The organism is Acinetobacter sp. yr461 (genome assembly GCF_900110445.1).
In the GTDB taxonomy this organism is placed as follows: domain Bacteria; phylum Pseudomonadota; class Gammaproteobacteria; order Pseudomonadales; family Moraxellaceae; genus Acinetobacter; species Acinetobacter calcoaceticus.
This window is the reverse complement of the sequence record NZ_FODU01000002.1, coordinates 310,924-335,838: the sequence shown is the minus strand read 5'-3', so window position 1 is coordinate 335,838 and position 24,915 is coordinate 310,924. Positions and strand designations below refer to the sequence as shown.

General features: G+C 38.9%; 29 protein-coding genes. 13 read left to right on the top strand and 16 right to left on the bottom strand.

All coding sequences use genetic code 11. From position 1 onward, the window contains the following. The first annotated feature begins 18 nt into the window (after positions 1 to 18). From BMW38_RS06055 to BMW38_RS06050, 3 genes are all read left to right on the top strand, one after another. Positions 19 to 1,224, top strand: a complete 1,206-nt coding sequence (locus BMW38_RS06055) for a multidrug effflux MFS transporter (RefSeq protein ID WP_213031109.1) — start codon at positions 19 to 21, stop codon at positions 1,222 to 1,224. A 204-nt stretch (positions 1,225 to 1,428) separates the two neighbouring features. Next, on the top strand, positions 1,429 to 1,554 hold the full coding sequence (locus BMW38_RS19710) for a KGW motif small protein (protein WP_265092361.1): 126 nt from the start codon (positions 1,429 to 1,431) through the stop codon (positions 1,552 to 1,554). 69 nt (positions 1,555 to 1,623) lie between these two features. After that, positions 1,624 to 1,944: an NGG1p interacting factor NIF3 gene (locus BMW38_RS06050; RefSeq protein WP_092706553.1), complete on the top strand. Its 321-nt coding sequence runs from the start codon at positions 1,624 to 1,626 to the stop codon at positions 1,942 to 1,944. Here the strand turns inward: BMW38_RS06050 and BMW38_RS06045 are convergent. Beyond that, positions 1,937 to 2,737, bottom strand: coding sequence for an enoyl-CoA hydratase-related protein (locus tag BMW38_RS06045; RefSeq protein ID WP_003650247.1), 801 nt, complete (start codon positions 2,735 to 2,737; stop codon positions 1,937 to 1,939). The two genes, BMW38_RS06050 and BMW38_RS06045, sit on opposite strands and share 8 nt — an antisense overlap. Before the next feature lie 109 nt (positions 2,738 to 2,846). Between BMW38_RS06045 and BMW38_RS06040 the strand changes: the two genes are divergently transcribed. Further along, positions 2,847 to 3,419: a nicotinate-nicotinamide nucleotide adenylyltransferase gene (locus BMW38_RS06040; protein WP_092706638.1), complete on the top strand. Its 573-nt coding sequence runs from the start codon at positions 2,847 to 2,849 to the stop codon at positions 3,417 to 3,419. On the opposite strand, the gene BMW38_RS06035 is transcribed toward BMW38_RS06040, so the two are convergent. The 8 genes from BMW38_RS06035 to dapD form a co-directional block, all read right to left on the bottom strand. Further along, positions 3,416 to 3,778 (bottom strand): glyoxalase superfamily protein, encoded by a 363-nt coding sequence (locus BMW38_RS06035; RefSeq protein ID WP_004643686.1) that lies wholly within the window; start codon positions 3,776 to 3,778, stop codon positions 3,416 to 3,418. The two genes, BMW38_RS06040 and BMW38_RS06035, sit on opposite strands and share 4 nt — an antisense overlap. Before the next feature lie 12 nt (positions 3,779 to 3,790). Then, positions 3,791 to 4,360, bottom strand: a complete 570-nt coding sequence (locus BMW38_RS06030) for a CAP domain-containing protein (protein ID WP_092706550.1) — start codon at positions 4,358 to 4,360, stop codon at positions 3,791 to 3,793. A 118-nt stretch (positions 4,361 to 4,478) separates the two neighbouring features. Continuing rightward, positions 4,479 to 4,940, bottom strand: a complete 462-nt coding sequence (locus tag BMW38_RS06025) for a peroxiredoxin (protein ID WP_017387864.1) — start codon at positions 4,938 to 4,940, stop codon at positions 4,479 to 4,481. Between the two features lie 18 nt (positions 4,941 to 4,958). Then, positions 4,959 to 5,645, bottom strand: coding sequence for a Dph6-related ATP pyrophosphatase (locus BMW38_RS06020; protein WP_092706548.1), 687 nt, complete (start codon positions 5,643 to 5,645; stop codon positions 4,959 to 4,961). A 96-nt stretch (positions 5,646 to 5,741) separates the two neighbouring features. Beyond that, positions 5,742 to 6,158, bottom strand: a complete 417-nt coding sequence (locus BMW38_RS06015) for a hypothetical protein (RefSeq protein ID WP_003650267.1) — start codon at positions 6,156 to 6,158, stop codon at positions 5,742 to 5,744. Positions 6,159 to 6,174: 16 nt separating this feature from the next. Then, the gene (gene queC, locus BMW38_RS06010) at positions 6,175 to 6,843 is read right to left on the bottom strand and encodes a 7-cyano-7-deazaguanine synthase QueC (RefSeq protein ID WP_004643680.1); all 669 of its coding nucleotides are present in this window, start codon (positions 6,841 to 6,843) and stop codon (positions 6,175 to 6,177) included. 40 nt (positions 6,844 to 6,883) lie between these two features. After that, entirely contained in the window at positions 6,884 to 7,594 is a 711-nt protein-coding gene (gene queE / locus BMW38_RS06005; RefSeq protein ID WP_017387867.1) for a 7-carboxy-7-deazaguanine synthase QueE, read from the bottom strand. Positions 7,595 to 7,672: 78 nt separating this feature from the next. Next, positions 7,673 to 8,494, bottom strand: a complete 822-nt coding sequence (gene dapD, locus BMW38_RS06000) for a 2,3,4,5-tetrahydropyridine-2,6-dicarboxylate N-succinyltransferase (protein ID WP_004643678.1) — start codon at positions 8,492 to 8,494, stop codon at positions 7,673 to 7,675. Between the two features lie 286 nt (positions 8,495 to 8,780). Here dapD and carO point away from each other — a divergent pair, with 286 nt between their 5' ends. Further along, complete coding sequence (gene carO / locus BMW38_RS05995) at positions 8,781 to 9,509, top strand: ornithine uptake porin CarO type 4 (protein ID WP_092706546.1); 729 nt, start codon at positions 8,781 to 8,783, stop codon at positions 9,507 to 9,509. A gap of 89 nt (positions 9,510 to 9,598) precedes the next feature. Here carO and BMW38_RS05990 read toward each other — a convergent pair whose 3' ends face one another. The 6 genes from BMW38_RS05990 to BMW38_RS05965 form a co-directional block, all read right to left on the bottom strand. Further along, on the bottom strand, positions 9,599 to 10,522 hold the full coding sequence (locus BMW38_RS05990; protein ID WP_003650277.1) for a CysB family HTH-type transcriptional regulator: 924 nt from the start codon (positions 10,520 to 10,522) through the stop codon (positions 9,599 to 9,601). A gap of 71 nt (positions 10,523 to 10,593) precedes the next feature. Continuing rightward, positions 10,594 to 11,655 (bottom strand): sulfate/molybdate ABC transporter ATP-binding protein, encoded by a 1,062-nt coding sequence (locus tag BMW38_RS05985; protein WP_003650279.1) that lies wholly within the window; start codon positions 11,653 to 11,655, stop codon positions 10,594 to 10,596. Positions 11,656 to 11,666: 11 nt separating this feature from the next. After that, positions 11,667 to 12,551 carry a sulfate ABC transporter permease subunit CysW gene (gene cysW, locus BMW38_RS05980; protein ID WP_092706544.1) on the bottom strand — a complete coding sequence of 295 codons (885 nt, stop codon included), beginning with the start codon at positions 12,549 to 12,551 and terminating at the stop codon, positions 11,667 to 11,669. Continuing rightward, positions 12,548 to 13,381 carry a sulfate ABC transporter permease subunit CysT gene (gene cysT, locus BMW38_RS05975; RefSeq protein ID WP_003650283.1) on the bottom strand — a complete coding sequence of 278 codons (834 nt, stop codon included), beginning with the start codon at positions 13,379 to 13,381 and terminating at the stop codon, positions 12,548 to 12,550. Before cysT ends, cysW begins: the two co-directional genes overlap by 4 nt. A gap of 80 nt (positions 13,382 to 13,461) precedes the next feature. Continuing rightward, a complete protein-coding gene (locus tag BMW38_RS05970; protein ID WP_092706542.1) occupies positions 13,462 to 14,070 on the bottom strand; it encodes an RBBP9/YdeN family alpha/beta hydrolase in 609 nt (202 codons plus the stop codon). A gap of 30 nt (positions 14,071 to 14,100) precedes the next feature. Then, on the bottom strand, positions 14,101 to 15,108 hold the full coding sequence (locus tag BMW38_RS05965; protein ID WP_004643674.1) for a sulfate ABC transporter substrate-binding protein: 1,008 nt from the start codon (positions 15,106 to 15,108) through the stop codon (positions 14,101 to 14,103). Between the two features lie 263 nt (positions 15,109 to 15,371). Here BMW38_RS05965 and pabC point away from each other — a divergent pair, with 263 nt between their 5' ends. The 4 genes from pabC to BMW38_RS05945 all read left to right on the top strand — a co-directional run bounded on the left by pabC (position 15,372) and on the right by BMW38_RS05945 (position 18,419). Further along, positions 15,372 to 16,184 carry an aminodeoxychorismate lyase gene (gene pabC, locus BMW38_RS05960; protein WP_092706540.1) on the top strand — a complete coding sequence of 271 codons (813 nt, stop codon included), beginning with the start codon at positions 15,372 to 15,374 and terminating at the stop codon, positions 16,182 to 16,184. Between the two features lies 1 nt (position 16,185). Next, entirely contained in the window at positions 16,186 to 17,256 is a 1,071-nt protein-coding gene (gene mltG / locus BMW38_RS05955; protein WP_092706538.1) for an endolytic transglycosylase MltG, read from the top strand. Between the two features lie 9 nt (positions 17,257 to 17,265). Next, entirely contained in the window at positions 17,266 to 17,865 is a 600-nt protein-coding gene (tmk, locus tag BMW38_RS05950) for a dTMP kinase (RefSeq protein WP_092706536.1), read from the top strand. Between the two features lie 137 nt (positions 17,866 to 18,002). Beyond that, the gene (locus tag BMW38_RS05945; RefSeq protein ID WP_003650294.1) at positions 18,003 to 18,419 is read left to right on the top strand and encodes a PaaI family thioesterase; all 417 of its coding nucleotides are present in this window, start codon (positions 18,003 to 18,005) and stop codon (positions 18,417 to 18,419) included. 57 nt (positions 18,420 to 18,476) lie between these two features. On the opposite strand, the gene nadB is transcribed toward BMW38_RS05945, so the two are convergent. Beyond that, on the bottom strand, positions 18,477 to 20,120 hold the full coding sequence (gene nadB / locus BMW38_RS05940) for an L-aspartate oxidase (protein ID WP_092706534.1): 1,644 nt from the start codon (positions 20,118 to 20,120) through the stop codon (positions 18,477 to 18,479). 230 nt (positions 20,121 to 20,350) lie between these two features. Between nadB and BMW38_RS05935 the strand changes: the two genes are divergently transcribed. The 4 genes from BMW38_RS05935 to lepA all read left to right on the top strand — a co-directional run bounded on the left by BMW38_RS05935 (position 20,351) and on the right by lepA (position 24,873). Next, positions 20,351 to 21,727, top strand: a complete 1,377-nt coding sequence (locus BMW38_RS05935) for a Do family serine endopeptidase (protein WP_213031108.1) — start codon at positions 20,351 to 20,353, stop codon at positions 21,725 to 21,727. Between the two features lie 123 nt (positions 21,728 to 21,850). Then, positions 21,851 to 22,303 carry an acyl-CoA thioesterase gene (locus tag BMW38_RS05930; RefSeq protein WP_092706532.1) on the top strand — a complete coding sequence of 151 codons (453 nt, stop codon included), beginning with the start codon at positions 21,851 to 21,853 and terminating at the stop codon, positions 22,301 to 22,303. Between the two features lie 20 nt (positions 22,304 to 22,323). Next, on the top strand, positions 22,324 to 22,872 hold the full coding sequence (locus tag BMW38_RS05925; protein ID WP_092706530.1) for a GNAT family N-acetyltransferase: 549 nt from the start codon (positions 22,324 to 22,326) through the stop codon (positions 22,870 to 22,872). A 183-nt stretch (positions 22,873 to 23,055) separates the two neighbouring features. Beyond that, a complete protein-coding gene (lepA, locus tag BMW38_RS05920) occupies positions 23,056 to 24,873 on the top strand; it encodes a translation elongation factor 4 (RefSeq protein WP_003650302.1) in 1,818 nt (605 codons plus the stop codon). The last annotated feature ends 42 nt before the right edge of the window (positions 24,874 to 24,915 follow it).

The window sequence follows — 24,915 nt, the reverse complement described above, 5'->3', positions numbered from 1 at the left end:
AAATAGTGGAGAAGAAAAATGAAATCAAAAATCCATTTTCGTGAGTTTGCGTTGCTCATGGCGTTACTCATGTCGATTGTTTCTTTTTCTATTGATGCAGTTTTACCAGCTTTAGGTGAGATTGGACGTATTTTTGAATTACAAAATAATAATCAGACGCAATGGGTCATCATTGGTATCTTTTCAGGAATGACAATCGGGCAGCTCATTGCGGGACCGTTATCTGATGCTATTGGACGCAAACGGATTTTATTCACAGGAATTATTATTTATTTTCTAGGAAGTTTATTGTGCTTTTCCACACAAAGTTTTGAGTGGTTTTTAGTTGGGCGCTTTATTCAAGGTATTGGTGTTTCAGGGCCTTATGTTGCCTCTATTTCCATCGTGCGGGATAAATACAGCGGAGCTCAAATGGCTCGCATCATGTCTTTAATTATGATGGTATTTATGGTTGCTCCAGCAATTGCACCGAGTTTAGGGCAACTCATTATTCATTTCTTTGGTTGGCGTGAAATCTTTGTTTTATATATGGTCTATGCCACAGTTGTGGGAGCATGGGTCGCTTTACGACTAGAAGAGACTTTACTTCCCGAAAATCGTTTACCTATGCGTATAAAAGCATTTAAGGAAGGCTTTAAAGAAGTTGTGAGTAATAAAACTACCATGAGCTATCTATTGTGTGCTGGATTCTGTTTTGGTGGATTTATTGGTTATTTAGGGACTTCCCAGCAAATTTTTATGCAGCAATTTGGTAAAACAGGGCAAGAGTTTAGTGCTTACTTTGCTGTGCTTGCGGGTGTTATGGGAATCGCATCATTTACAAACTCTAAAATTGTCATGAAGTTTGGCATGCGTCCAATCTGTATTTATGGCTTTCTTGGACTGTGCTTAATTTCTTTGATTTTCTTGTTGATTCAACTTGCGGGTGTAACGGTATCATTTTGGATGTTTATGCTTTATGCCTGTATTTTGTTTTTATTGTTTGGAACCCTCTTTGGTAATTTAAATGCGATTGCGATGGAGCCGATGGGGCATGTTGCTGGAATGGCATCGGCTATTATTGGTGCAGCTTCCTCTGTATTGTCACTTATTCTTGCTTCTATCATTGGGCAGTTATATAACGGTACATTAGTTCCAATGACCTGTGGTTTTGTCATTTTGTGTGGTTTAGCTTTTGCTATGACAATATATGAGAATAGATATTTAAAGAAATCGAATGCTTAAAATTATAAAGATGAAGATAGATTACTGAATTTTAAAATTTTCTTCAGACTAAGATTTGCATATGGATGAGTGCAGCTCTTTTGAGCATTTTAGACAACTTATGAGACTATAGACATAGAGCTATTTATCCCCGTATGCTTGGTTCGTTCGAGGTTGGTTCAGTTTTTGCTTTCTCTGTAACAACGATAAAAATCGGAGATCAAAATGATGAAAAACAAATATCACATAAGAACGTTTTATAATAAAGATAAAGGCTGGCGCTTATTTGGCTTGGCGCTTGCTATTCAAATACTCTTTATTGGAGCAAATTATTTAGCAATGATGAGCTGACTTTGCTTCTAAAGCTTTCTTAACGGTATGATCTAAATCTAATTCATAAAGTTTTGAGTCATTCTTGTTATGTTAAAGCTGATTTATTACGTACCTGAGTCACATCTTGAATTAACTAAACAAGCCATTTTTTCTGCTGGTGCAGGTGGTATCGGTAATTATGAACACTGCGCATGGCAAGTGAAAGGAATAGGGCAGTTTAAGCCAGTTAAAGGGGCTGCTCCCTATATTGGGCAGCTAGAAGAACTTGAACAAGTTGATGAGTGGCGTGTTGAAACAATTGTGCTTGAAGAAAAAGCAAATGCGGTAGCGAAAGCATTAAAGGCAAGCCATCCTTATGAAGAGCCTGCCTTTGAGTTTATTCAAATCATAGAAATTGATTTTAATTAAACTGAGAGAAATCTGGTTTACGTTTTTGCATAAATGCTTGAACAGCCTCTAGCATTTCGGGTGAGCGCACACGTTGCATAAAGATTTCAGCTTCATGATCAACACATTCGATAATCTGTTCTAAATTATGCTTCATGAGTGCTTTGGTTTGTTTTAAAGATGCAAGAGGCAAGGCCGTTAATTGTTGGGCAGTTTGTTGAGCTGAAACATAAGCATCTTCAACCACTTCATTGACTAAACCTGCTTGCACCGCAGTTTCTGCATTAAACTTTTTCGCAGTAAATAGCAGCTCAGCTGCTTTATGGTAGCCAGCTTGTTGAACCAGTAATTGACTTGCGCCACCTTCTGGAGAAAGACCTAGGCTTACAAATGGAATTTGGAAAAGAGCGGTGTTGTCAGCAAAAACCAGATCTGCATGCAATAAAATTGTAACGCCAATACCAATTGCAACGCCTTTTACCGCAATGATAAGTGGTTTTGATAATTTGGCAGCGGCTTTAAGTAAAACGAATGGTGGGACTTCTCCTGCTGGGCCGATGTTAGGATTTTGTACAAAACCCATAAAATCTTTCATGTCATTGCCAGCTGTAAAATCTTGTTCTACACCGCGTAGAACGACTACTCTAACTTCTTTATTGAGATCGGCTTCATTCAGTGCTTTGGCAATCCATAAATAAAGTTCGCCGTACAATGCATTCTTTGCATCTGGGCGATTTATGGCTAAGGTGAGTACGCCACCTTCTAAATTTGCGTTTAAATGTTGATGAGGTTGTTGAATACAGCTAAGTGTCATCGTACTATCCTTGCTTTAAACCACGTTGTTAATTTTTAGGTTCTCATTATGGCGCATATTTTTTGTAATGAGCGTTACTGATGAGTTCATAAAAAGTGAAAATCTAATTATGTATAAATTTGACTATCTCGTTTTTATAGGTCGCTTTCAACCATTTCATTTGGCTCATATGCAGACAATTGAAATTGCCTTACAGCAAAGCCACTATGTGGTTTTGGCATTAGGCTCTGCGCAAATGGAACGTAATATTAAAAATCCATTTCTTGCGATTGAACGAGAGCAAATGATTTTATCTAATTTTTCATTAGATGAGCAAAAGCGTATTAAATTTGTGCATGTGGTTGATGTTTATAATGATGAAAAATGGGTGAAACAAGTCAAATCTTTAGTGAATGGTGTGGTTGAACCGAACTCAAAAGTAGGTTTGATTGGACATTTTAAAGATGAGTCTTCTTATTATTTAAAACTTTTCCCTGAATGGATTATGGTTGAGCTTGATAGTTTGAAAGATTCTATTTCAGCTACTCCGATGCGTGAAGCATATTATCGTGGTGAAATCCAAACTGAATTTTTTCCTGTAGGAACCATTCAGTTTTTGGATGAATTTCAAAAAACACGTATCTATCAGCAACTGCAGCAACGCTTTGAAGAGGACGACCTCTCTAATCTAGATGAGTCTTAAGCATCTGCCCAAAAGATAATTCGGTTGGAAAACGGATCGGTGATACTGAGTTCAAGTGTTTCCCAATCTGTTTTTTCAACCTGAGGTTTGGCGAACTTATAATCTTTTTGACTCAATTCGCTATGCAACTCATAAATAGGTTCCCAATAAATGCGGATTGCACTATGTGGGCTTGCATCTCCAAAATGCTCAGATAAATGAATAACGCAATCATCTTTGGAAATTTGTAGATATAACGGAAAGTTATCTTCAAATTGATGTTGCCAATCAAGTTGAAAACCTAAGAATTCAAGATAAAATGATTGGGCCAAATCAACATCAAAAATTCTTAAAATTGGGGTGATTGAACCTGATTGCATCATTTTTTCCTTTTAACGTGTACCAAATTGTTGAGTCCAATAGCTCTTTTGCTTTACAGACTGATCAGAAGCACAAGCGATTGCGTAAGTTGTAAATTTGGGATTCATTAGATTACTACAATGTAGGGGACTCGGCAGCCATTTAGACATAACTTCACTCAAAGTTTTCTGGCCGCTAGCGACATTTTCACCATTGGTTTTACCGAGAGTATTATAGCGTTTTAAACGTGCTTTTAAGTCTAGTCCTGTTGAACTCACATGTCCGAGAAAGTTATGTTTTGCCATATCTTCACTATGAGAAAGTGCACCTTTATATAAATTGTTATTCCAAATCAGTGGTTTAGCAGCAGGGAAAAACTGTTGACCACACTGGCGTGATTGTTGGCGGATCTGGTTAATTGTATTAAGTATGGCTTGTTGATAAGCCGGATTTTGTAAATCTTGGCAGCTTATTTCAATGGCAGTTTTCTGAATTTGAGCAATTGATGGGGTGGTGTCGGTTGGCATGGGTAATGTATTTGCACTACATGCGCAGATAAAAAGAGTTAAAGGCAGTAAAGAGTAATTTTTGAGTAGACTCATGTGAACGCCTTAAAATAATTATTCTAATGTTTTTATCATACGCCAAAGTAAAATTATTGAGCAATTCTTTGCAATAAAAAAGCGAGTATCAAACTCGCTTTTTTATTGCATACCTTTATCAAGCCGATTGAAGGGCTTTTAGGTCTTCAAGTACTTGTTCAGCATGTCCTGCTGCTTTGACTTTACGGTAGCTTTTAACTAAGGTTTTGTTATGGAAAATGAAAGTAGAGCGTTCAATTCCCATAACTTTCTTGCCATACATATTTTTTTCTTTAATGACATCAAAATGATTACAAAGTACTTCTTCTTTGTCGCTAATGAGGTCAATCGTAAGCGCTTGTTTTTCAGTGAAGTTTTGATGTGCCTTTACCGAGTCGCGTGAAACACCGAAAATGCGTGTACCCAAAGCTTCAAATTGGTCTTTTAAACAAGAGAAACCGACTGCTTGTGTTGTACATCCAGGAGTTGAATCTTTTGGGTAGAAATAAATGATTAACCATTCATTTTCGACCTCGGCCAAGTTCACTTCACCGTGGGTAGTAGGGAAAACCTGATTTGGTAATTGAATATTCTCAGTCATTTCTCATCCTTCAAAAAACTAAATTTGATCTAATTCAAGTGGTAAAAAAGCATATTCTTCATGATAAACAATATCGAGCTTTCTTACAGGAATTGGTTTGTTAAAAATTGGACCGTCAATCACAGTGGTATGAAATTCACCGCCTTCACCACATGGATCAATACCGCGATTCTCAAGTTCTTGGATATATTCTAAGGTTAAAGTTTTCCCTAGATCTCCAATTTTCATGCCTAGTTTTAAGTTCACTGTCACAATGACACTACGGAAACCAAGATTGATAAACTCTTCAACAACCTCACGATGTGGACGTAGCCAAAGAGGCATGCCTAATTTGAGTCCTACTTGTTGAGTGATCCGATCATGCCAACACCCATGTTCAGGCATATCAAGGTCACCTGTAACGAGTACCTCGGCACCTTGTTGTTTTGCATGAGTTAGTAATTCAATAAATTTAGCTTCATAGTCATTCCAACTTGATGAGGTCATAAATACGGGTAGGCCGATTGCTTTAGCTTGTGCTTGAATAATATCAAGTGGCATAGCATGTGAACGAGAGCGCTGGCCTTGTTCTTCTAGCATGACGATGAGTCCACTAACCGTACCAGTTTGCATTGCATGGTAGAGTGCAAGGGAGCTGTCTTTGCCCCCACTAAATGAGACAATAGACTGTTTGTTAATTGCGTTGGTTTTCCATTGTTCTTGCATGATTTATTTCAAATGAATTGGTCAAGATCGATTTTATTTTAACAGAGCTACAAAAAAGCCTGCATAAATGCAGGCTTAATTTGGAATAACAAAAGCTTATTTTTTAGGAGCTTGTTGTTGAGCTGCTTTCATAGCATCTTCAGTTAATTTTTCAAGCTTAGTTGTTAACTGAGGACCGAAACATGCTTTAAGATCACGGTTTTGTTGTTGTACAAATCCTAGAGAGCTTGGGCTTTTCTTCGCATTGATTGCACTTTGGATTTCCCATTTTTGTGCTTCAGTTACTTTACCTTGTGCTTCAACTTGGCAGCTACAGAATTTGCTAACTTCAGATGAACTTAGTTTGCCGCCTTTAGCTGTTTGATCTTTACAAACGTTAACTAATGCACCTTTAACGTTAGTACTTTTATATGCTGCTTGTACTGGGTTTTCCGCAGCATGTGCTGCACCAGCCATAAGAGCAACTGTTGAAAACAAAGATGAAAGAATAAGATTTGATTTTAACAACTTCATAAATTTTACCTACTTATTACGGTATATAGCGTGTTGGGTCGGCAACACCGGCCTCGATAAAGCCTTCTTTACGCAAACGGCAACTGTCACATTTGCCACACGCACGTCCTTGAGCATCTGCTTGGTAGCAAGATACCGTTTGACTATAGTCTACGCCATGTTCAATCCCTAAACGTATAATATTCGCTTTGGATAAATGTAACAGTGGTGTTTCAAACTTAAGTGGTTTTCCTTCTACGCCAGCTTTAGTTGCTAAGCGTGCCATATTCGCAAAAGCATCAATAAATTCAGGACGACAATCAGGATATCCTGAATAATCAACAGCATTGATACCAATAACAATCGCTTCGGCATTAAATACTTCAGCTGCGGCTAGAGCATAAGAGAGGAAAATAGTGTTACGCGCTGGTACATAAGTTACAGGAATACCTTCTTGTAACTGTTCTGGTACGGCAATGTTGTGGTCTGTAAGTGCAGATCCACCTAAATTAGCCAAATCAATATTAATTACACGATGTTCAACACCTGCACGTTGAGTTAATGCTTTTGCTGCATCGAGTTCAGTGGTTGAGCGTTGACCATACATAAAACTAATAGCAATACATTCATAGCGTGCTTGTGCCCAAGCTAGGCAAGTGGTTGAGTCTAAGCCGCCTGAAAGTAAAACAATGGCACGAGGGCGCATATTTTTCTCCATATTCGGAATGATTTATTTTATTGAGTGATTAGCGACCTGATTCGTCATTCCACAGCAGTTTATGTAACTGAAGTTGGAAACGAACGGGTAATTTATCATCCAGTATCCACTGTGCCAGATCACGTGCTAGACGTGGCAGGCCAACAGCACCTTTTTCAACTGCAAAGGCAGGGGAGAACCAAACGGTACTGACTTTTTTATGCAGTTGATATTTTTCAACTTGTTGCTTTGACCATTCATAATCTTCGCGGTTACAAATGACGAATTTAATTTGGTCATGCGCAGTCAAATGATCAAGATTGCTGATGAGGTTACGATGTTCCTCACCAGAAGTTGGAGTTTTTAAATCGAGAACTTTAGAAACACGCGAATCTACTTTTGAGACATCGAGCGCGCCACTGGTTTCTAAAGAAACATCAAAGCCAGCTTCACATAGACGTTGTAATAAAATCAAACAGTTTGGCTGTGCAAGTGGCTCACCACCAGTTACACAAATATAAGGTGTTTGAAATTGTGTAGCTGTTTCAATGATATGCTCAAGTGAAAAACGTTCACCACCTTCAAAAGAATAAGTGGTATCACAATAGCTACAACGTAATGGACAGCCCGTTAGACGAATAAATACAGTCGGTAGGCCAGAGGCATTTGCTTCACCCTGCAACGAGTAAAAAATCTCGGTAATGCGTAAACCGGACGCAGGGTCTGAGACAGGAATTGCAGAGGAACGTAAGGAAGCCATTCTAGAAATACCACACTATATAAAAAATAAAATCTCTACGATCAGTGTTGACCGTAGAGATGTTTGATCAAACTGAAATTAGTCAGCGCGTAACAAATCGTTCAAACTTGTTTTTGCACGTGTTTGTGCATCAACTTTTTTCACAATAATTGCAGCATATAAGCTGTATTTACCATCAGCAGACGGCAAGCTACCTGCTACAACAACTGAACCTGCTGGAACGCGACCATAATGGATTTCGCCAGTTGCGCGGTCATAAATTTTAGTCGATTGACCAATGAAAACGCCCATTGAAATTACTGAGCCTTCTTCAACAATAACGCCTTCAACGATTTCTGAACGCGCACCGATAAAGCAGTTGTCTTCAATAATGGTTGGGTTAGCTTGTAATGGTTCTAAAACACCACCGATACCTACACCACCAGACAAGTGAACATTTTTACCGATTTGAGCACATGAACCTACAGTTGCCCATGTATCAACCATTGTGCCTTCATCTACGTAAGCACCAATGTTGACATAAGAAGGCATTAACACTACGTTTTTAGCTTGGAAGCTACCACGACGTGCTACAGCAGGAGGAACAACACGAACACCTGCTGCTTTAAATTGTTCTTCAGTCCAACCAGAGAATTTAGTTTCAACTTTGTCGTAGAAACGAAGATCACATGACTCGATTGGTTTATTGTCATTTAGTTTAAATGATAATAAAACAGCTTTTTTTAACCATTGGTGAACAACCCATTCACCATTGATTTTTTCAGCAACTCGAAGTGTACCGTTATCTAAACCAGCAATTGCTTCTTCAACAGCTTGGCGAATTTCGCTTGGGCAATCTGCTGCAGTAAGGTTTGCGCGGTCTTCAAATGCTTGCTCAATGATCGTAGAAAGCTGAGACATGATCTTCCTTCCATAAAAAATTTTAAAGATTTTACACTAATTTGTGACAAGAATCTTTGAAAAAACGTGTTACGTTTAATTGCTGCTATAAATGGGTTAAATGAAATTAAGCTTATTAGATAATCAAGTGTTTTTTACACAAAAATGATTAGAAAATAAAAATTTAACTCAATTTGTATCAAAAAATAACAGAAATCTAGCATTTTTTGTATAAAAAAGACTCTAAGCTCTTTTATTATGATTTTAGTCACAAAATTAAAAACAGAGCCTTTTTGAGGAGAAAACTATGAAAGCATTACGTGTATTAGTAACAACAACAGCTTTATTTGCTGCTGGTGCTGCAATGGCAGATGAAGCTGTTGTTCATGACAGCTACGCATTTGACAAAAACCAATTAATTCCTGTGGGAGCGCGTGCTGAGGTAGGTACAACTGGTTACGGTGGTGCTTTATTGTGGCAAGCAAACCCATATGTAGGTTTGGCACTTGGTTATAACGGTGGGGATATTTCTTGGCGTGATGACGTATCTGTAAATGGTACGAAATATGACGTTGATATGGATAATAACAACGTTTATTTAAACGCTGAAATTCGTCCTTGGGGTGCAAGTACTAACCGTTGGGCTCAAGGCTTATATGTAGCAGCTGGTGCAGCATACCTTGATAATGATTATGATTTAAGCAAACGTTCACAAGATGGTACTATTAAAGTAAATGGTAATAATTATAACTTTAATGGTTCAGTGGATGGTAAATTAAGTTATAAAAATGATATTGCCCCTTATGTAGGTTTGGGTTTTGCACCTAAGATCAATAAGAACTGGGGTGTATTTGGTGAGGTTGGTGCATATTACACAGGTAACCCAAGCGTAAATCTTAAATCAAATGGTACATTTGTTAATGTTAACGGTGCTGACTTTGATAAAGACTTACGTGCAGAAGAAAATAAAATCGCGAATGACGATAAATACCAATGGTTACCAGTTGGTAAAGTTGGTGTGAACTTCTTCTGGTAATAAATACAAAAAAAACGAGCTTCGGCTCGTTTTTTTTGCTTCTAATAAAATAAAAGAGCTAAAAAGCTCTTTTATTTATTTTTGAATCTTTATTCATCTGGGTAAGCAATTTTCTTAAGTGCTTTAATATCGGCATCAGGTGAGCATAAAGAAATAAACTCATAACCATAACCGCGTAATAGATGACCTTTACGAACAGCAATCCATGTCGTATTGACACCAAAAATATCAGTTTTAGTTTGTTTTAAACGATGGTCACGTTCTGTATCGTAAGCTACGGCATTAACAATTCCGACTCCCATGCCCAATTCGACATAAGTCTTGATAACATCCGCATCAAGAGCTGACATCACGATATCTGCATCAAGGTGAGCCTCTTCGAAAGCTTTGTCAATTTTAGATCGACCTGTAAAACCACCATGATAAGTAATGAGTGGATAGTCCGCTAAAAGTTCAAGCGTAATCTTGTCCGCCTTCACTAAAGGATGATTTTGCGGTGTGATAATACTGTGTTGCCATTGATAGTAAGGAATACTCGCTAGATTTTCTTCAGTCGTTAAAGACTCTGTAGCAATTCCAATATCAGCCTCACCTTGTAAGAGCATTTCTGAAATTTCAACAGGGCTGGCTTGTTGTAAAATCAAATGAACTTTAGGAAATAACTTCTTAAATTGATTGACGATTGGAGGCAGTACATAACGTGCTTGAGTATGGGTCGTCGCGATCGTTAATGTCCCTTCATCAACTTTATTAAAGTCTTCTGCAAGGCGTTTAATATTTTCAGCATCAACTAACATGCGTTCAACGATGCCAAGAAGAGATTGTCCTGGTTCGGTTAAGCCTAAAAGACGTTTACCTTTTCGTATAAAAAGTTGTACACCTAGCTCATCTTCTAAATCTTTAATATGTTTACTTACGCCCGATTGAGACGTGTAGAGCGCAGCCGATGCTTCGGTTAAGTTAAAGTTTTGGCGTACAGTTTCTCGGATAATTCTTAATTGTTGAAAGTTCATTCACACTTTTCCTCAAAAGAGGTGAGGAACGGCTTTAGTTCCGCAAGATATTTCCTCACCAAATATATTTCTTAAGCAACTTGATCTGCAAATAAGTGCAGTTGAGATGCACTTACCCAAACGGTTTGATTCGGTTTAAACGCATGTAATTTTGCAGCTTCATTGCTTAGAGCAATCTCAATTAAACGTCCATTACGGTCTTGTAATTCCGCCACAACTTTTCCAGCAATCCAGATTTCACGTACAAAAGTCGCTTCAATAGTATTAGCTTGCGGTTGCGAGTGAATATGTAACTCATCTGGACGCGCAAAAGCAATCACTTTTCCTTGAGGCGCCTCAACTAACGTTGGTAATTGAATACGGTCATTGCCAATACGGATAATACCGCCTGTGTTTTCACCTTCAAAACGATTTGCCTGACCCAAGAAATCAAATACAAATGGTGTTGACGGTTTTTCATAAACTTCACGAGGCGAACCGATCTGCTCTACATTACCTTTATTCATTACAATAATCTGATCGGCAACTTCAAGTGCTTCTTCTTGATCGTGGGTTACGAAAATTGAAGTAATATGCAATTCATCATGTAAGTTGCGTAACCAGCGGCGTAATTCCTTACGAACTTTGGCATCTAGCGCACCAAATGGTTCATCAAGTAATAATACTCGTGGCTCTACTGCCAAGGCGCGGGCTAAAGCAATACGTTGACGTTGTCCGCCCGAAAGCTGAGCAGGGTAGCGGTCTGCCAAAAATCCAAGTTGAACTAGATCAAGTAAACGAGTAACGCGTTTTTTAATTTCAGCTTCTGAAGGACGTGTTGCACGTGGACGAACACGTAAACCAAAGGCAATATTGTCAAATACAGTCATGTGACGGAATAAAGCATAGTGCTGAAATACAAAACCGACCTGACGCTCACGCACATGTACATTGGTTGCATCTTCGCCTTCAAGTAACACTTGACCGCCATCAGCCGACTCTAGGCCCGCAATAATACGAAGTAGGGTTGTTTTACCACAACCAGATGGGCCGAGTAGGGCAACCAGTTCACCTTCAGGAAAATCTAGGGAAATATTTTTAAGCGCATGGAATGCACCAAAGTGTTTTTCAATATTTTTAACTTGAATACTCATGATTTCATTCCTTACGAATCAGTTGAATGTGGTTCTGGTTTGTCTTGATGTATTTCTAACCACGTTTTCAATACCAGTGTTAATAGGGCTAAGAAAGCAAGTAAAGAGGACACGGCAAACGCTGCGCTAAAGGTGTACTCGTTATATAAAATTTCGACATGAAGTGGCAGGGTATTGGTTTCACCACGGATGTGGCCAGAAACTACAGATACTGCGCCGAACTCACCCATTGCACGGGCATTACATAGAATCACGCCGTAAATTAAACCCCATTTAATGTTTGGTAGAGTGACCTTCCAAAAGGTTTGCCATCCTGATGCACCGAGTACAATCGCTGCTTCTTCTTCTTCAGTTCCTTGAGCTTCCATGAGTGGAATTAATTCACGTGCGACAAAAGGGACTGTAATAAAGATAGTTGCTAAAACAATTGCAGGTACGGCATATAAAACCTTAATGTCATGATCCATTAACCATCCGCCAAACCAGCCTTGTGCACCAAATATCAATACAATCATTAAACCGGCAATAACGGGTGAAACCGAAAAAGGCATATCAATGATGGTTGTTAAAATTGCCTTACCTCTAAACTGGAACTTAGAAACAGCCCATGCCGCGCCAACACCAAATATCACATTAATTGGTACAGCAATTGCTGCGGTTAATAAGGTCAATTTCACTGCTGATAGCGTGTCTGGATCAATCAATGCTTGAACATAGACTTCAAGTCCTTGTTTAAAAGCTTCAACGAAAACCAGAATGAGTGGCAACATCAAGCAGCTTAAGAAAAAAATCAGAGCCACGGTAATGAGTGTGTAACGTACCCAAGTTGGTTCACGTGTCGCATCTCGTGATTGCAATTTAAACGCGAGTGCATTGCTGTCAGTATGTAGGTTCATGTGACATTTCTCCCTGTACGACGGTTTGCCCACGCTTGAAGTAAATTAATGGCAAATAAAATGATGAAAGAGAGAACTAACATGACCGCAGCAATCGTTGTTGCGCCTGCATAATCATATTCTTCAAGACGTGAAATGATCATGAGTGGAGCAATTTCTGTTTTAAACGGCTGGTTACCCGCAATAAAAATAACTGAACCATATTCACCCACACCGCGGGCAAATGCTAAAGCAAAACCTGTGAACAGAGCTGGTAGTAATATCGGTAAAATAATTTTAGTAATTGTCTGCCAGCGATTTGCGCCAAGTGCTGAAGCTGCTTCTTCAAGCTCAGTTTCGATATCACTGAGTACTGGTTGAACTGTTCTTACAATGAATGGAATGCCAATGAAGACCAATGCCAACGTAATACCGATTGGGCTATATGCAACCTGAATGCCTAGGGGCTCTAGATATTGACCAATCCAGCCAGTAGGTGCATAGAGTGAGGTAAGTGCAATACCTGCAACTGCAGTTGGAAGAGCAAAAGGTAGATCGACTAATGCATCAACCAGACGTTTCCCCGGGAAGTTGTAACGTACAAGGCACCAAGCCAGAAGTAAGCCAAATACAACATTAATAAATGCTGCTATTAAAGCTGAACTAAAACTGAGTTGAAGCGATTTTAAAATACGTTCAGACGTTAAAATTTCCCATAATCCGTCCCATCCAATTCCAAATGATTTGATAAAGACTGCGGCTAATGGAATAAGCACAATAAAAGACACATAGGCGAGGGTGAAGCCCAAAGATAGACCAAACCCAGGCAGCACTCGGGATCGCTGCGACATGATATTTCCTCAAAGAGAAAAGCCTGCTGAAACCAGTAAGCGAATAAATAAAGATAAACGGTACGATATAAAGATGGGTGTTAAGCAAATTTCAAAGAGAAATGAGTTTTTACCGGGTCGATAGATGAGTGACTACACATCGAATCTTCTGGAATCAGATAATTCAGCAAATCTGGAAATGGTCCAAAACCTGAAGCAACATTAATATGGCCGACTTCACCAAGATTAACTGGATTTAATTTCCATGACTTAGCAAGTTGTAAAGCATCAAAAAAGCCGAGCCATGGATCATTTTCACTAATGAGCAGAGATGTTGGGACATCAATTTTTAACTGATGAAAATATGTTTTGTAGTCGGTCAAACTATGGCGGGCAAAACCAGCTTCCCCAAAGCGTGCTGGATTTGCTGGAGCAACCAAAATAAGTTTCTTAACTTGGCTCTTTAACTCTGGATATTCAGCTAAAGCGGCAACACTGGTTAAGCAACCAAAACTATGTGCAACAATTTGTACAGGAGCTTGCGCTACTTGAACTGTTTTAACGAATTGTTCAACCCATTCACTTAATACTGGCCTATCCCAGTTTTTTTGCTCAACACGAGAACTAGACACGAGTTGACGCTGCAACCAAGATTGCCAATGCTGATGTTCACTTCCACCTACACCCGGAACAATTACAGTGTGAATCATGTCTGTTCTCCTTATCTTTAGTACAAAGAATTACTTCTCTGTACTATTGATTTTCACGATTTGATCGAAAACACCACCATTGTCGAAGTGTTGTTTTTGTACCTTCGTCCAACCACCAAATTCTTTGTCGATGGTTACAAGCTTTAATGGCTTAAATACATTGCTGTATTTCTTAAGAACGGCTGCATTACGTGGACGGTAGAAGTTACGTGCTGCAATTTCTTGGCCAGCTGGTGAATACAAGTAGTTGAGGTAACCTTTTGCAATCGTGAGATTGCCTTTTTTAGTCGCATTCTTTTCAACAATTGCAACTGGAGGCTCAGCTAGGATCGAAAGAGAAGGGGTAATAATTTCAAATTTGCCCGGCTGTTCGCGAAGCGCTAAATGAGCTTCATTTTCCCAAGCAAGTAACACATCACCAATGCCACGTTCAGCAAAAGTAGTGGTTGCGCCACGAGCACCCGAATCTAAAACTTTAGTATGTTTATAAATTTGACGAACATACTCTTGTGCTTTTGCATCATTACCACCTGGTTGATGTTTTGCCCAAGCCCAAGCTGCAAGATAATTCCAACGAGCACCACCAGAGGTTTTCGGGTTTGGTGTAATAATTTCTACGCCTGGTTTAATTAAATCAGCCCAGTCTTTAATTTGTTTAGGGTTACCCTTACGCACTAAAAACACAATTGTTGAGGTGTATGGGGTTGAGTTTTGTGGCAGTTTTTTCTGCCAGTCCGTTGGGAGTAATTTTGCTTTTTCAGCAATTTCATCGATATCTGCTGCAAGTGCTAATGTCACTACATCTGCATTTAAGCCATCAATCACCGCACGGGCCTGTTTACCAGAACCGCCGTGTGATTGTTTGAACTCAATATCTTGACCAGTACGTTGTTTCCAGTAAGTACCGAACTGTTTATTGAAATCTGTATATAACTCACGAGTAGGATCGTAAGAGACGTTTAAAAATTCTTGCGCTGCAAATGATGAAACAGACAGAAGTGCAGCGATAACCCCGACTTTTAATTGTGAAAAACGCATGAGATAAGTCCTCAAAAAATATGAAATGTTCAAAACATGAACGCAGAATAGCGCTAGTCTTTATTCTAAAAAAATAATAAAAAACGAATTTAATATGAAAAAAATAGAAATAGTAAAAACAGATAAGTTATTCTTAAATCTTGATATACAACAAGTTTTAAAAGTAGATACGAAATCGGTATAATTTTTTAAAATCAGTCATTTATTATTTAAATGAAAGGTGTTGTATTGTTGGGTCGTTTTAAGCAAAGGGTGGATTAAACATGTGGTGTTTTAAAAATGGGCAACCTGTTGAAACCATTCCTTTACTAGATCGAGCATTTCATTATGGAGATGGATGCTTTACCACAATTCGTGTTTTTCAAAACCAGATTGAGCTTAAAGAAAGACATTGGGAACGCCTAAAACTTGCATGTCAAAAACTGTCATTAATTGCAGATTTTGAATTATTAGAACAGAGTTTGCAGCAACTACAAAAGCAGCATCTTGTGCTCAATGGCACTTTAAAAGTTGTGATTAGTCGTGGGATAGGTGACCGTGGTTATAGTTTGCCAAAGCATAACGCTGATATTTATATCTGGTTTTATCCGAAAGCTTTAGAGCCATTTAAGCAAGACTTTATTCAGTGTGGTGTTTTAAATCAGGCTTTAGGTTTAACCATGCCGAGCTTAGTCGGGCTTAAATCTTTAAACCGTCTTGAACAAGTATTGCTAAAAAAAGAAGCAGATCAACTTGGGTGGGCTGAAGCATTAGTTACTGATGTACAAGGTTATATTGTTGAAGGGGTCAGTAGTAATTGTTTTATTCGTTTAAATGATAGATGGATTACTCCCGAACTTCGCTATAATGGCGTCCACGGTGTAATGCGGGCGGAAATTCTTGCACGTATGCAGCACCATGGAATTGCCTGTGAAGTACGTATAATTGAGCTAGATGAAGTATCTGAAATACAAAGTCTATTCTTTTGTAATGCTTTACATCCTATGCGAGTGGTCACTCATTTAGGAGCGAAAACGTTACAAACACAGGCATGCATAGATTTATTTCGTCTCCTTAACTTAAATCAGATTCATTAATATGCCGAAGCCACCTGTGAATGCGAAAGCAAAAAACGCCAAGAAAAATAACAAAAAACAAGCTCCAAAATTTTCTAAGCGATTGGTTTTAATTGGCCTGTTTATTGTTTTAATTTCTACTTTTGCCATTTTATGGTCGAGTCTATTTAAAGCTTATCCGATTGAAGGCAAAAAACAGATGTTATCGATTACATCTGGTGAAACCTATTCTGGTTTTATTGATCGGTTAGCGAAAGAAGGCAAAGTTAGCTTTCCAGTGGTATTGAAGCTTTATCAGAAATTTATGATTCATGACAGCATGAAAGCTGGTGTGTATGAAATTGAACAGGGTATGAGTGTAAGAGAAGTATTAGAGATGTTATCTGATGCGGATAATGCTCAGATGAACCGTGTTTTGGTGATTGAAGGTACAACTTTTAAACAGCTTATCACTGCATTAAAAAATGATAAAAACGTAAAAAATACAATATTAGATTTACCTGATGATCAGCTGATGAAGGCGCTTGGCATTCCTTATGGACACCCTGAAGGTTTGTTTGCACCTAATACGTATTTCTTTGCAAAAGGTGAGACTGACAAGAAAATTCTTACCGATTTATATCATCGTCAAATCAAAGCTCTAGATGCAGCTTGGGCAAATCGTGCACCGAATTTACCTTATAAAGATAAATATGAAGCATTAATTATGGCTTCTATTGTTGAGAAAGAAACAAGTTTAGATAGTGAACTTACACAAGTTTCTGGGGTTTTTGTCCGCCGTTTAAAAATTGGTATGCGTTTACAAACGGATCCAACTGTTATTTACGGTATGGGTAATAACTATAAAGGTAACATTACCCGAGAAGACCTGCGTACCCCAACAGCATATAATACCTATACTATTAATGGCTTACCGCCAACTCCAATTGCTTTGCCAAGCCAAAAAGCAATTGAAGCTGCATTGCATCCAGATGATTCAAACAACATCTATTTTGTAGCAACTGGCAATGGTGGTCATAAATTTACGGCAAGCTTGCAAGCGCATAATCAAGCGGTGCAAGACTATTTATCCGTGTTGAGATCGAAGAAATAAGGAAAAGAGATGTTTATTAGCTTTGAAGGCACGGAAGGTGTAGGTAAAACTACGCTTATTCGAAAAATTCATCAGTATTTTGAAGAGCAAGGCAAACAAGTTGTTTTAACGCGAGAGCCGGGCGGTACACCACTAGCTGAACAGATACGTTCTATGCTTTTGGCAGTGAATCATGATGAAAATATGAGTCATGATACCGAGCTATTACTCATTTATGCGGCACGTGCCCAGCACTTACAGCAGGTCATTTTGCCTGCTTTAGAATTTAACAAAATTGTTCTAAGTGATCGTTTTACCGATGCAAGTTTTGCTTATCAATGTTCTGGTCGTGGTTTAAGCCAAGATAAGTTACAGCTTTTAAATCAGAACTTTGTTTCACGCATGCCAGAAGTGACTTTCTGGTTAGATGCACCGATTGAACTCGGTATGAACCGTGCGCGTGAACGTGGAGCTTTAGACCGTTTTGAACAAGAAAAGTTAAGTTTTTTCACTAAGGTTCGTGAAGGTTATGAAACCTTGTGGAAAGCTGAACCTGAACGTATTAAGCGAATAGATGCAACCCAAAGTCCTGATCAGGTGTTTGAGCAAGCTTTGCAATATTTAGGATAAGCAATTGGATGAGCCACTCTTATAATGTATGGGAGTGGTGAAAAATGACGACAATTCTGGTTTGAATCGTCATAGAAAATATCTGTTATTTTCTTATGCTATCTTACATATGATTTATAGATTGAAGAATAACAAGGATGAAAAGCTCAAAAGAAGAAATCGTGGCATTTCTTGAAAAGGAATTTCCGCCAAGTCTTGAACATTGCACTATTGAATCAGTCACGCCCAAAGCTGCGGTTGTTTATTATCATGTCGATCAAAGACATCAACGCCCTGGTGGTACCATATCAGGTCCAACCATGATGACTTTGGCAGATTTTGCTTTATATATTGCAATATTAGGTGAAATTGGAATTATTGGTTTAGCTGTGACTACCAACTTTAATATTAACTTTTTACGCAAACCTGCGGGTGATCAAGACTTACGCAGTGAGTGTAAGCTCATGAAAGTCGGAAAGAGTCTGGTTGTGGGGGAAGTCTGGATTTATTCAGTCGGTTTGGATGAACCTGTTGCACATGTAACCGCGACTTACTCAATTCCACCTAAATCATAAATATCAAACCAAATAAAAAGCACAGCCTGAACTGTGCTTTTTTTTGTTTTATAAGAATTACAGCTCTGTATTAACCAATGGCTGTTCTACTGCAAAATTTGGAGGAGTTAAAACTGTTTTACGAATCTCACTCGAAGTTTCAGGATAATCGAGTGTGTAATGTAGACCACGTGATTCCTTGCGTTGCATCGCACAACGGACAATCATTTCAGATACGAGTACAAGATTACGCAGTTCAATCAGGTTCTTGCTTACACGATAGTCTTGATAGTATTCAGTAATTTCACGCTTTAACATTTCAATACGGTGTAAAGCACGTTCTAAACGTTTCGTGGTTCTGACAATACCGACGTAATTCCACATGGTAGAACGTAACTCATCCCAGTTTTGTAAAATCACGACATCTTCATCTGGATTGGTGACTTGAGAATCATCCCAACTTGGCACTTCTGGTAGTTTTAAATCTTTATCAAATTTATTTTCGATGTCTTTTGCTGCACTCATGCCATAGACGAAGCATTCAAGTAATGAGTTACTCGCCATACGGTTTGCGCCATGTAAACCGGTATAAGACGTTTCCCCAATAGCATATAAGCCTTCAATATCGGTCTGGCTATTTGAGTCAACCACAACACCACCACAGGTGTAATGAGCTGCCGGCACCACTGGAATCATATCTTTGGTAATGTCGATGCCCAATTCAAGCAATCGCGCATAAAGTGTAGGGAAGTGTTCTTTAATAAACTCTGGTGATTTATGGGTAATGTCTAACCACACATGGCGAATACCAAGGCGTTTGATTTCATGGTCAATGGTACGTGCCACAATATCGCGTGGAGCCAGTTCTGCACGATCGTCAAAACGCAGCATGAAACGTTCACCATCAGGCAAGCGTAAGTAAGCACCTTCACCACGCATCGCTTCAGTAATTAAAAAAGAACGTGCTTGAGGGTGATAGAGACAAGTTGGATGGAACTGATTAAATTCCATGTTGGCTACACGGCAACCTGCGCGGTAGGCCATAGCAATACCATCACCAGTGGCAATATCTGGATTAGATGTATAAAGGTAGGCTTTCATTGCGCCGCCGCAAGCAAGCGCGGTAAATGGAGCAAGGAAGGTATGAACCTGTTCTGTATTTTCATCTAATGCATATAAACCAATAGCACGATTCGCTTGGTCAACATGGCCTAATTTTTGCGAAGTAATCAGATCGATCGCAATATAGTTTTCAAAAATAGTAATATTTTTACGTTCTTTGGCACGTTCAACCAAGGTGGTTGAAATGGCTTTACCTGTTGCATCAGCAGAATGGATAATACGGCGCTGTGAATGACCACCTTCGCGGGTTAAATGAAGTTGTTCATCTTCATCTAGGGTAAACTGCACACCTTGCTTTAAAAGAAAATCTACAGAAGGGCGACCACCTTCTACGGTATGTTGTACCGCATCCATTTCACATAAATGAGCACCTGCAATCATAGTGTCATTAATGTGCTGTTGAATAGAATCAGTCTCATCAAGAACAGCTGCAACACCACCTTGGGCGTAGAAGGTACTTGCTTCAGTTAAAGCAGCTTTGGCTAAAACTGCAATATTAAAATGATTTGGTAACGATAAAGCCAGACTTAAACCAGCGCCGCCGCTGCCCACAATAATCACGTCAAAGTGGTGAATTGTCTGTAAATTAGGCATGTCCATTCGCAACAATTTAAAACGTCCGCTAATGACACCCCTTTTTATCTAAAAAGGCAAGAGCTTAAGCGCTCTAACTCAGAGAAAAATTGCAATTGGCTTAAAAAGTTGCAATGCGTAAAATAATCATTGTGATGATGCCTTACAAATAAACATATTGTTACGCACAACCCCAAGGCGTTGTGATACAACAGTTTTATTCTTATTCTCGTAGACCAATTGTGGGTGAGCACCAAATGAAAACTCGCTATTTACAACAAGGAATGTATGCAGCGGTATTTACAGTTGCTGCTGTTCAAGCAAATGCTACTGTTGATTTTTCAAACCTCGTTGAACAAGTTAGTCCAGCCGTGGTGAGTGTAAACGTCGTAAAGAAAATGACTCAGGATGAACTATTGCAGCAGCAAGTTCCTGAAATTTTAAAACGTTTCTTTGGAAATCAGGTCATCATTCCGCAGCAACAAGGTCCACAAGAAAAAACCGCATACGGTAGTGCATTTTTTATTAGTAAAGATGGTTATTTACTGACAAATCATCATGTTATTGAAAATGCCTCACGCATTAGTATCACTTTAAATGATCGTCGTGAAATTGATGCAACGGTGGTCGGTAGTGATGAGCGTACAGACGTTGCATTATTAAAGGTGACTGGAAATAGCTACCCAGCTTTAAAAGTGGGGAATGTTGATCGCTTACGAGTGGGAGAGCCAGTTTTAGCAATTGGTTCGCCGTTTGGTTTTGACTATTCAGCTTCGGCAGGTATTGTCAGTGCTAAATCACGAAATATGAGTGGTGAAACGTCGGTACCATTTATTCAAACTGATGTTGCGCTAAACCCAGGTAACTCTGGTGGTCCATTATTTAACCAAAATGGTGAAGTAGTCGGGGTAAACTCTCGAATATTTAGTGGTACTGGCGGCTATATGGGCTTGTCTTTCTCTATCCCGATTGACGTAGCGATGGATGTGGCCGAACAGCTTAAAACTAAAGGTAAGGTAACACGCTCTTATCTTGGTGTGATGATGCAAGACATTGACCGAAACCTTGCTGATGCTTACAAGTTGCCAAAACCTGAAGGTGCTTTAATTACTCAAATTTCTCCGAACTCACCTGCACAAAAAGCAGGACTTAGAGCGGGAGATGTCATTTTAAAATTAAATGGCGTATCTGTACTTCGTACAAGTGATTTGCTCTATGCATTAAACAAAGTACAGCCGAATCAAACAGTTCAGTTTGAAGTATTACGCGATGATAAAACTCGTAATATTTCTGCAACTTTGACGACTGCTCCAGATGAAACACCTGCCACAGGTGCACAAAGTGCTGTATCTAAAGGACCAGTTTTAGGAATGAGCATTCGTGATTTAGCTGAACCAGAAAAAAGTGCTTTAAGTGTAAAAGGTGGTATCTATGTACAAGATGTTCGCCGTGGCGGTTTGGCATCATTGTCAAATATCATTCCGGGTGATGTGATTGTTCAAGTCAATAATAACCAGATTTTAAACAGTCAGGATTTTGCAAAAGTTGTTTCTAACTTGCAAAAAAATACCGTAGCACGTGTTGCGATTATTCGTCAGGGACAACGCGCGATGCTTGGTTTACGTATCCAGTAAACTTAAAAAGAAACAATGAGCCACCCTAAACATGGGTGGTTTTTTGTTATTTATCTTGAGCGTATAGTGATATCTACCTACACTTATTTCAGTTTAAAAGTTAATAAATAAGAGTGAACATTCGTGAGTAGTATTTTTGATTTACATATTCAGGTACAGCCACATCATATTGATGCGTTAGGACATGTGAATAATGTGATGTATGTACAGTGGATGCAGGATGTAGCGGCTGCTCATGTTGAAACATTAGGAGTAGGGGTAACTAAATATCTCGAATTAAAACATGCAATGGTCGCGGTTGAACATCATGTGCAATATCGTAAAGCTGCATTTGAAGGCGAACAAATTGTATTACGCACATGGTTAGATGATATCAACGCTCTTTATTCTTTCCGCCAATATGTTTTCTTCCGCCCATCAGATCAGGCTGTATTATTTGTTGGAAATACAAAATGGGCATGTATTGAAATTGCCACAGGACGCCCAAAACGAATGTCTCCAACTTTTACCCATGCATACAAGCCACTTGATTCAAGTATAAATGCTTATGATTTTACTGTTTCATATGTTAGCTAGTAAAAAAGAGAGGCTGAAATTTGGAGTATTCATTTTCCATAGAAACTGATCGGTTGGTTTTAAGTGATCTTACAGATGATGATAAAGATTTTGTCTTTGAATTATTTTCAAATTCAAGCGTACTCGAATTTTATGATTTACAAGCCTTGACTTCATTAGAAGAAGCTCAGGCTCTGATTGAAAAAATGCATAAAAAATGGGACCAACGGCTAGGTTTTAGACATGCTATTCGTCTTAAACAAGATGCAACTATGTTGGGAACATGTGGAGTAAATGCTGTCAAACCGATTGGTGGTGATTTTGCGGTAGTCATTGGTTATGAGCTTCATCCTCATGCATGGGGTTCGGGATATATACATGAAGCTCTTACAGGGCTAATTCACTATTTGAAACAAGAGGGATTATTCCAACGAAAAATAAAATATGTTTGGGCTGAGATATTCGAGCCCAACATTAGATCCCAGCAAGTTGTTCACAAACTTGGATTCAAATTGATTGAAAAGATCGCTAATCATACTGGCAATAATTTATCTGCAAGCCTGCTTAGGTTTGAGCTAAAGCTGTACTGATTTACATACTCTTCAAAGAGAAATAGTTTGTTATGTTGAGAAGTTTAAAAAGCTTTTTTAAAAGAAAGAATTTATGTCTTTTTCATATCTGCAATCTGTTATAATCGCACGCAATTAATTTAACTGCTTTGGCTGTGTATTAAAACAAGCTACATAGCACTCTATATTTTCTCAAGGTAACCCATGGCGCAAGCTAAAAAATCCGTCGATATCAAAAATATACGAAATTTCTCGATTATTGCTCACATTGACCATGGTAAGTCTACATTGGCTGACCGTTTTATTCAGATGTGTGGTGGTCTACAAGATCGTGAAATGCAAGCCCAAGTCTTAGACTCAATGGAGCTTGAGCGTGAACGTGGGATTACCATTAAAGCCGCTTCTGTCACGCTGTATTACACTCATCCGAATGGTCAAGAATATCAACTTAACTTTATTGATACTCCTGGGCACGTAGACTTCTCGTATGAAGTTTCTCGTTCATTAGCCGCATGTGAAGGTGCACTATTGGTTGTAGATGCTGCGCAAGGCGTAGAAGCACAATCGGTTGCAAACTGTTATACCGCAATTGAACAAGGTCTCGAAGTTCTTCCTATTTTAAATAAAATTGATTTACCACAGGCTGAGCCTGAACGTGTAATTCATGAAATTGAAGAAATCATCGGGATTGAAGCGACTGATGCACCGACTTGTTCAGCAAAAACTGGTTTGGGTGTTGAAGGCGTATTAGAACGTTTAGTCGATGTTATTCCAGCGCCTGAAGGCGATCGTGATGCTCCATTGCAAGCATTAATTATCGACTCATGGTTTGATAACTACTTAGGTGTAGTTTCTCTTGTACGTATTAAACAAGGTCGTATCCGTAAGGGCGACAAAATGTTGGTTAAATCGACAGGACAAACTCATCCAGTAACTTCAGTGGGTGTATTTAATCCTAAGCATACTGAAACAGATATTCTTGAAGCTGGTGAAGTAGGTTTTGTTATTGCGGGTATTAAAGATATTTTTGGTGCGCCAGTAGGTGACACTATTACCCTTGCTGCTACACCTGATGTTGCAATTTTACCGGGTTTTAAAAAGGTTAAACCACAGGTTTATGCTGGTCTTTTCCCGATTGATGCGAGTGACTTTGAGCCATTCCGTGAAGCGTTACAAAAATTGCAGATCAATGACTCGGCTTTATTTTTTGAACCAGAAAGTTCAGATGCATTAGGTTTTGGTTTCCGTTGTGGCTTCTTAGGGATGCTACACATGGAGATTGTACAAGAGCGTTTAGAGCGTGAATATGACCTTGATCTCATCAGTTCTGCGCCTACTGTAATTTATGAAGCATTAACCAAGAAGGGCGAAACGATTTATATCGATAGTCCATCAAAAATGCCAGATGGATCTACTGTAGAAGATTTGCGTGAGCCGATCGCAGAATGTCATATCCTTGTTCCTCAAGAGTACTTAGGGAATGTAATGACCCTATGTATTGAACGCCGTGGTGTTCAAAAAGATATGAAATTCTTGGGTAATCAAGTTTCTATTACCTTTGAAATCCCGATGGCTGAAGTCGTTATGGATTTCTTTGATAAATTAAAATCATGTTCTCGTGGTTTTGCATCGCTAGACTATAACTTTGTGCGTTTCGAAAGTTCAGCTTTAGTTAAGGTTGATGTATTAATTAATAGTGACAAGGTTGATGCCTTGGCTATGATTTGTCACCGTAATGACGCGCGTCATCGTGGTATTGCATTGGTTGAGAAAATGAAAGATTTGATTCCTCGCCAAATGTACGACGTTGCTATTCAAGCGGCTATCGGTGCACAAATTATTGCTCGTTCTACTGTAAAAGCAATGCGTAAAAACGTATTAGCGAAATGTTATGGTGGTGACGTTTCACGTAAGAAAAAACTACTTTCTAAACAAAAAGAAGGTAAGAAACGTATGAAACAAGTGGGAAGTGTTGAAATTCCACAAGAAGCGTTCTTGGCTGTATTGAAAGTAGAAAGATAAGAAATGAGGGTGGGAGAAGTAAGATATTACTTTTCCCCCACT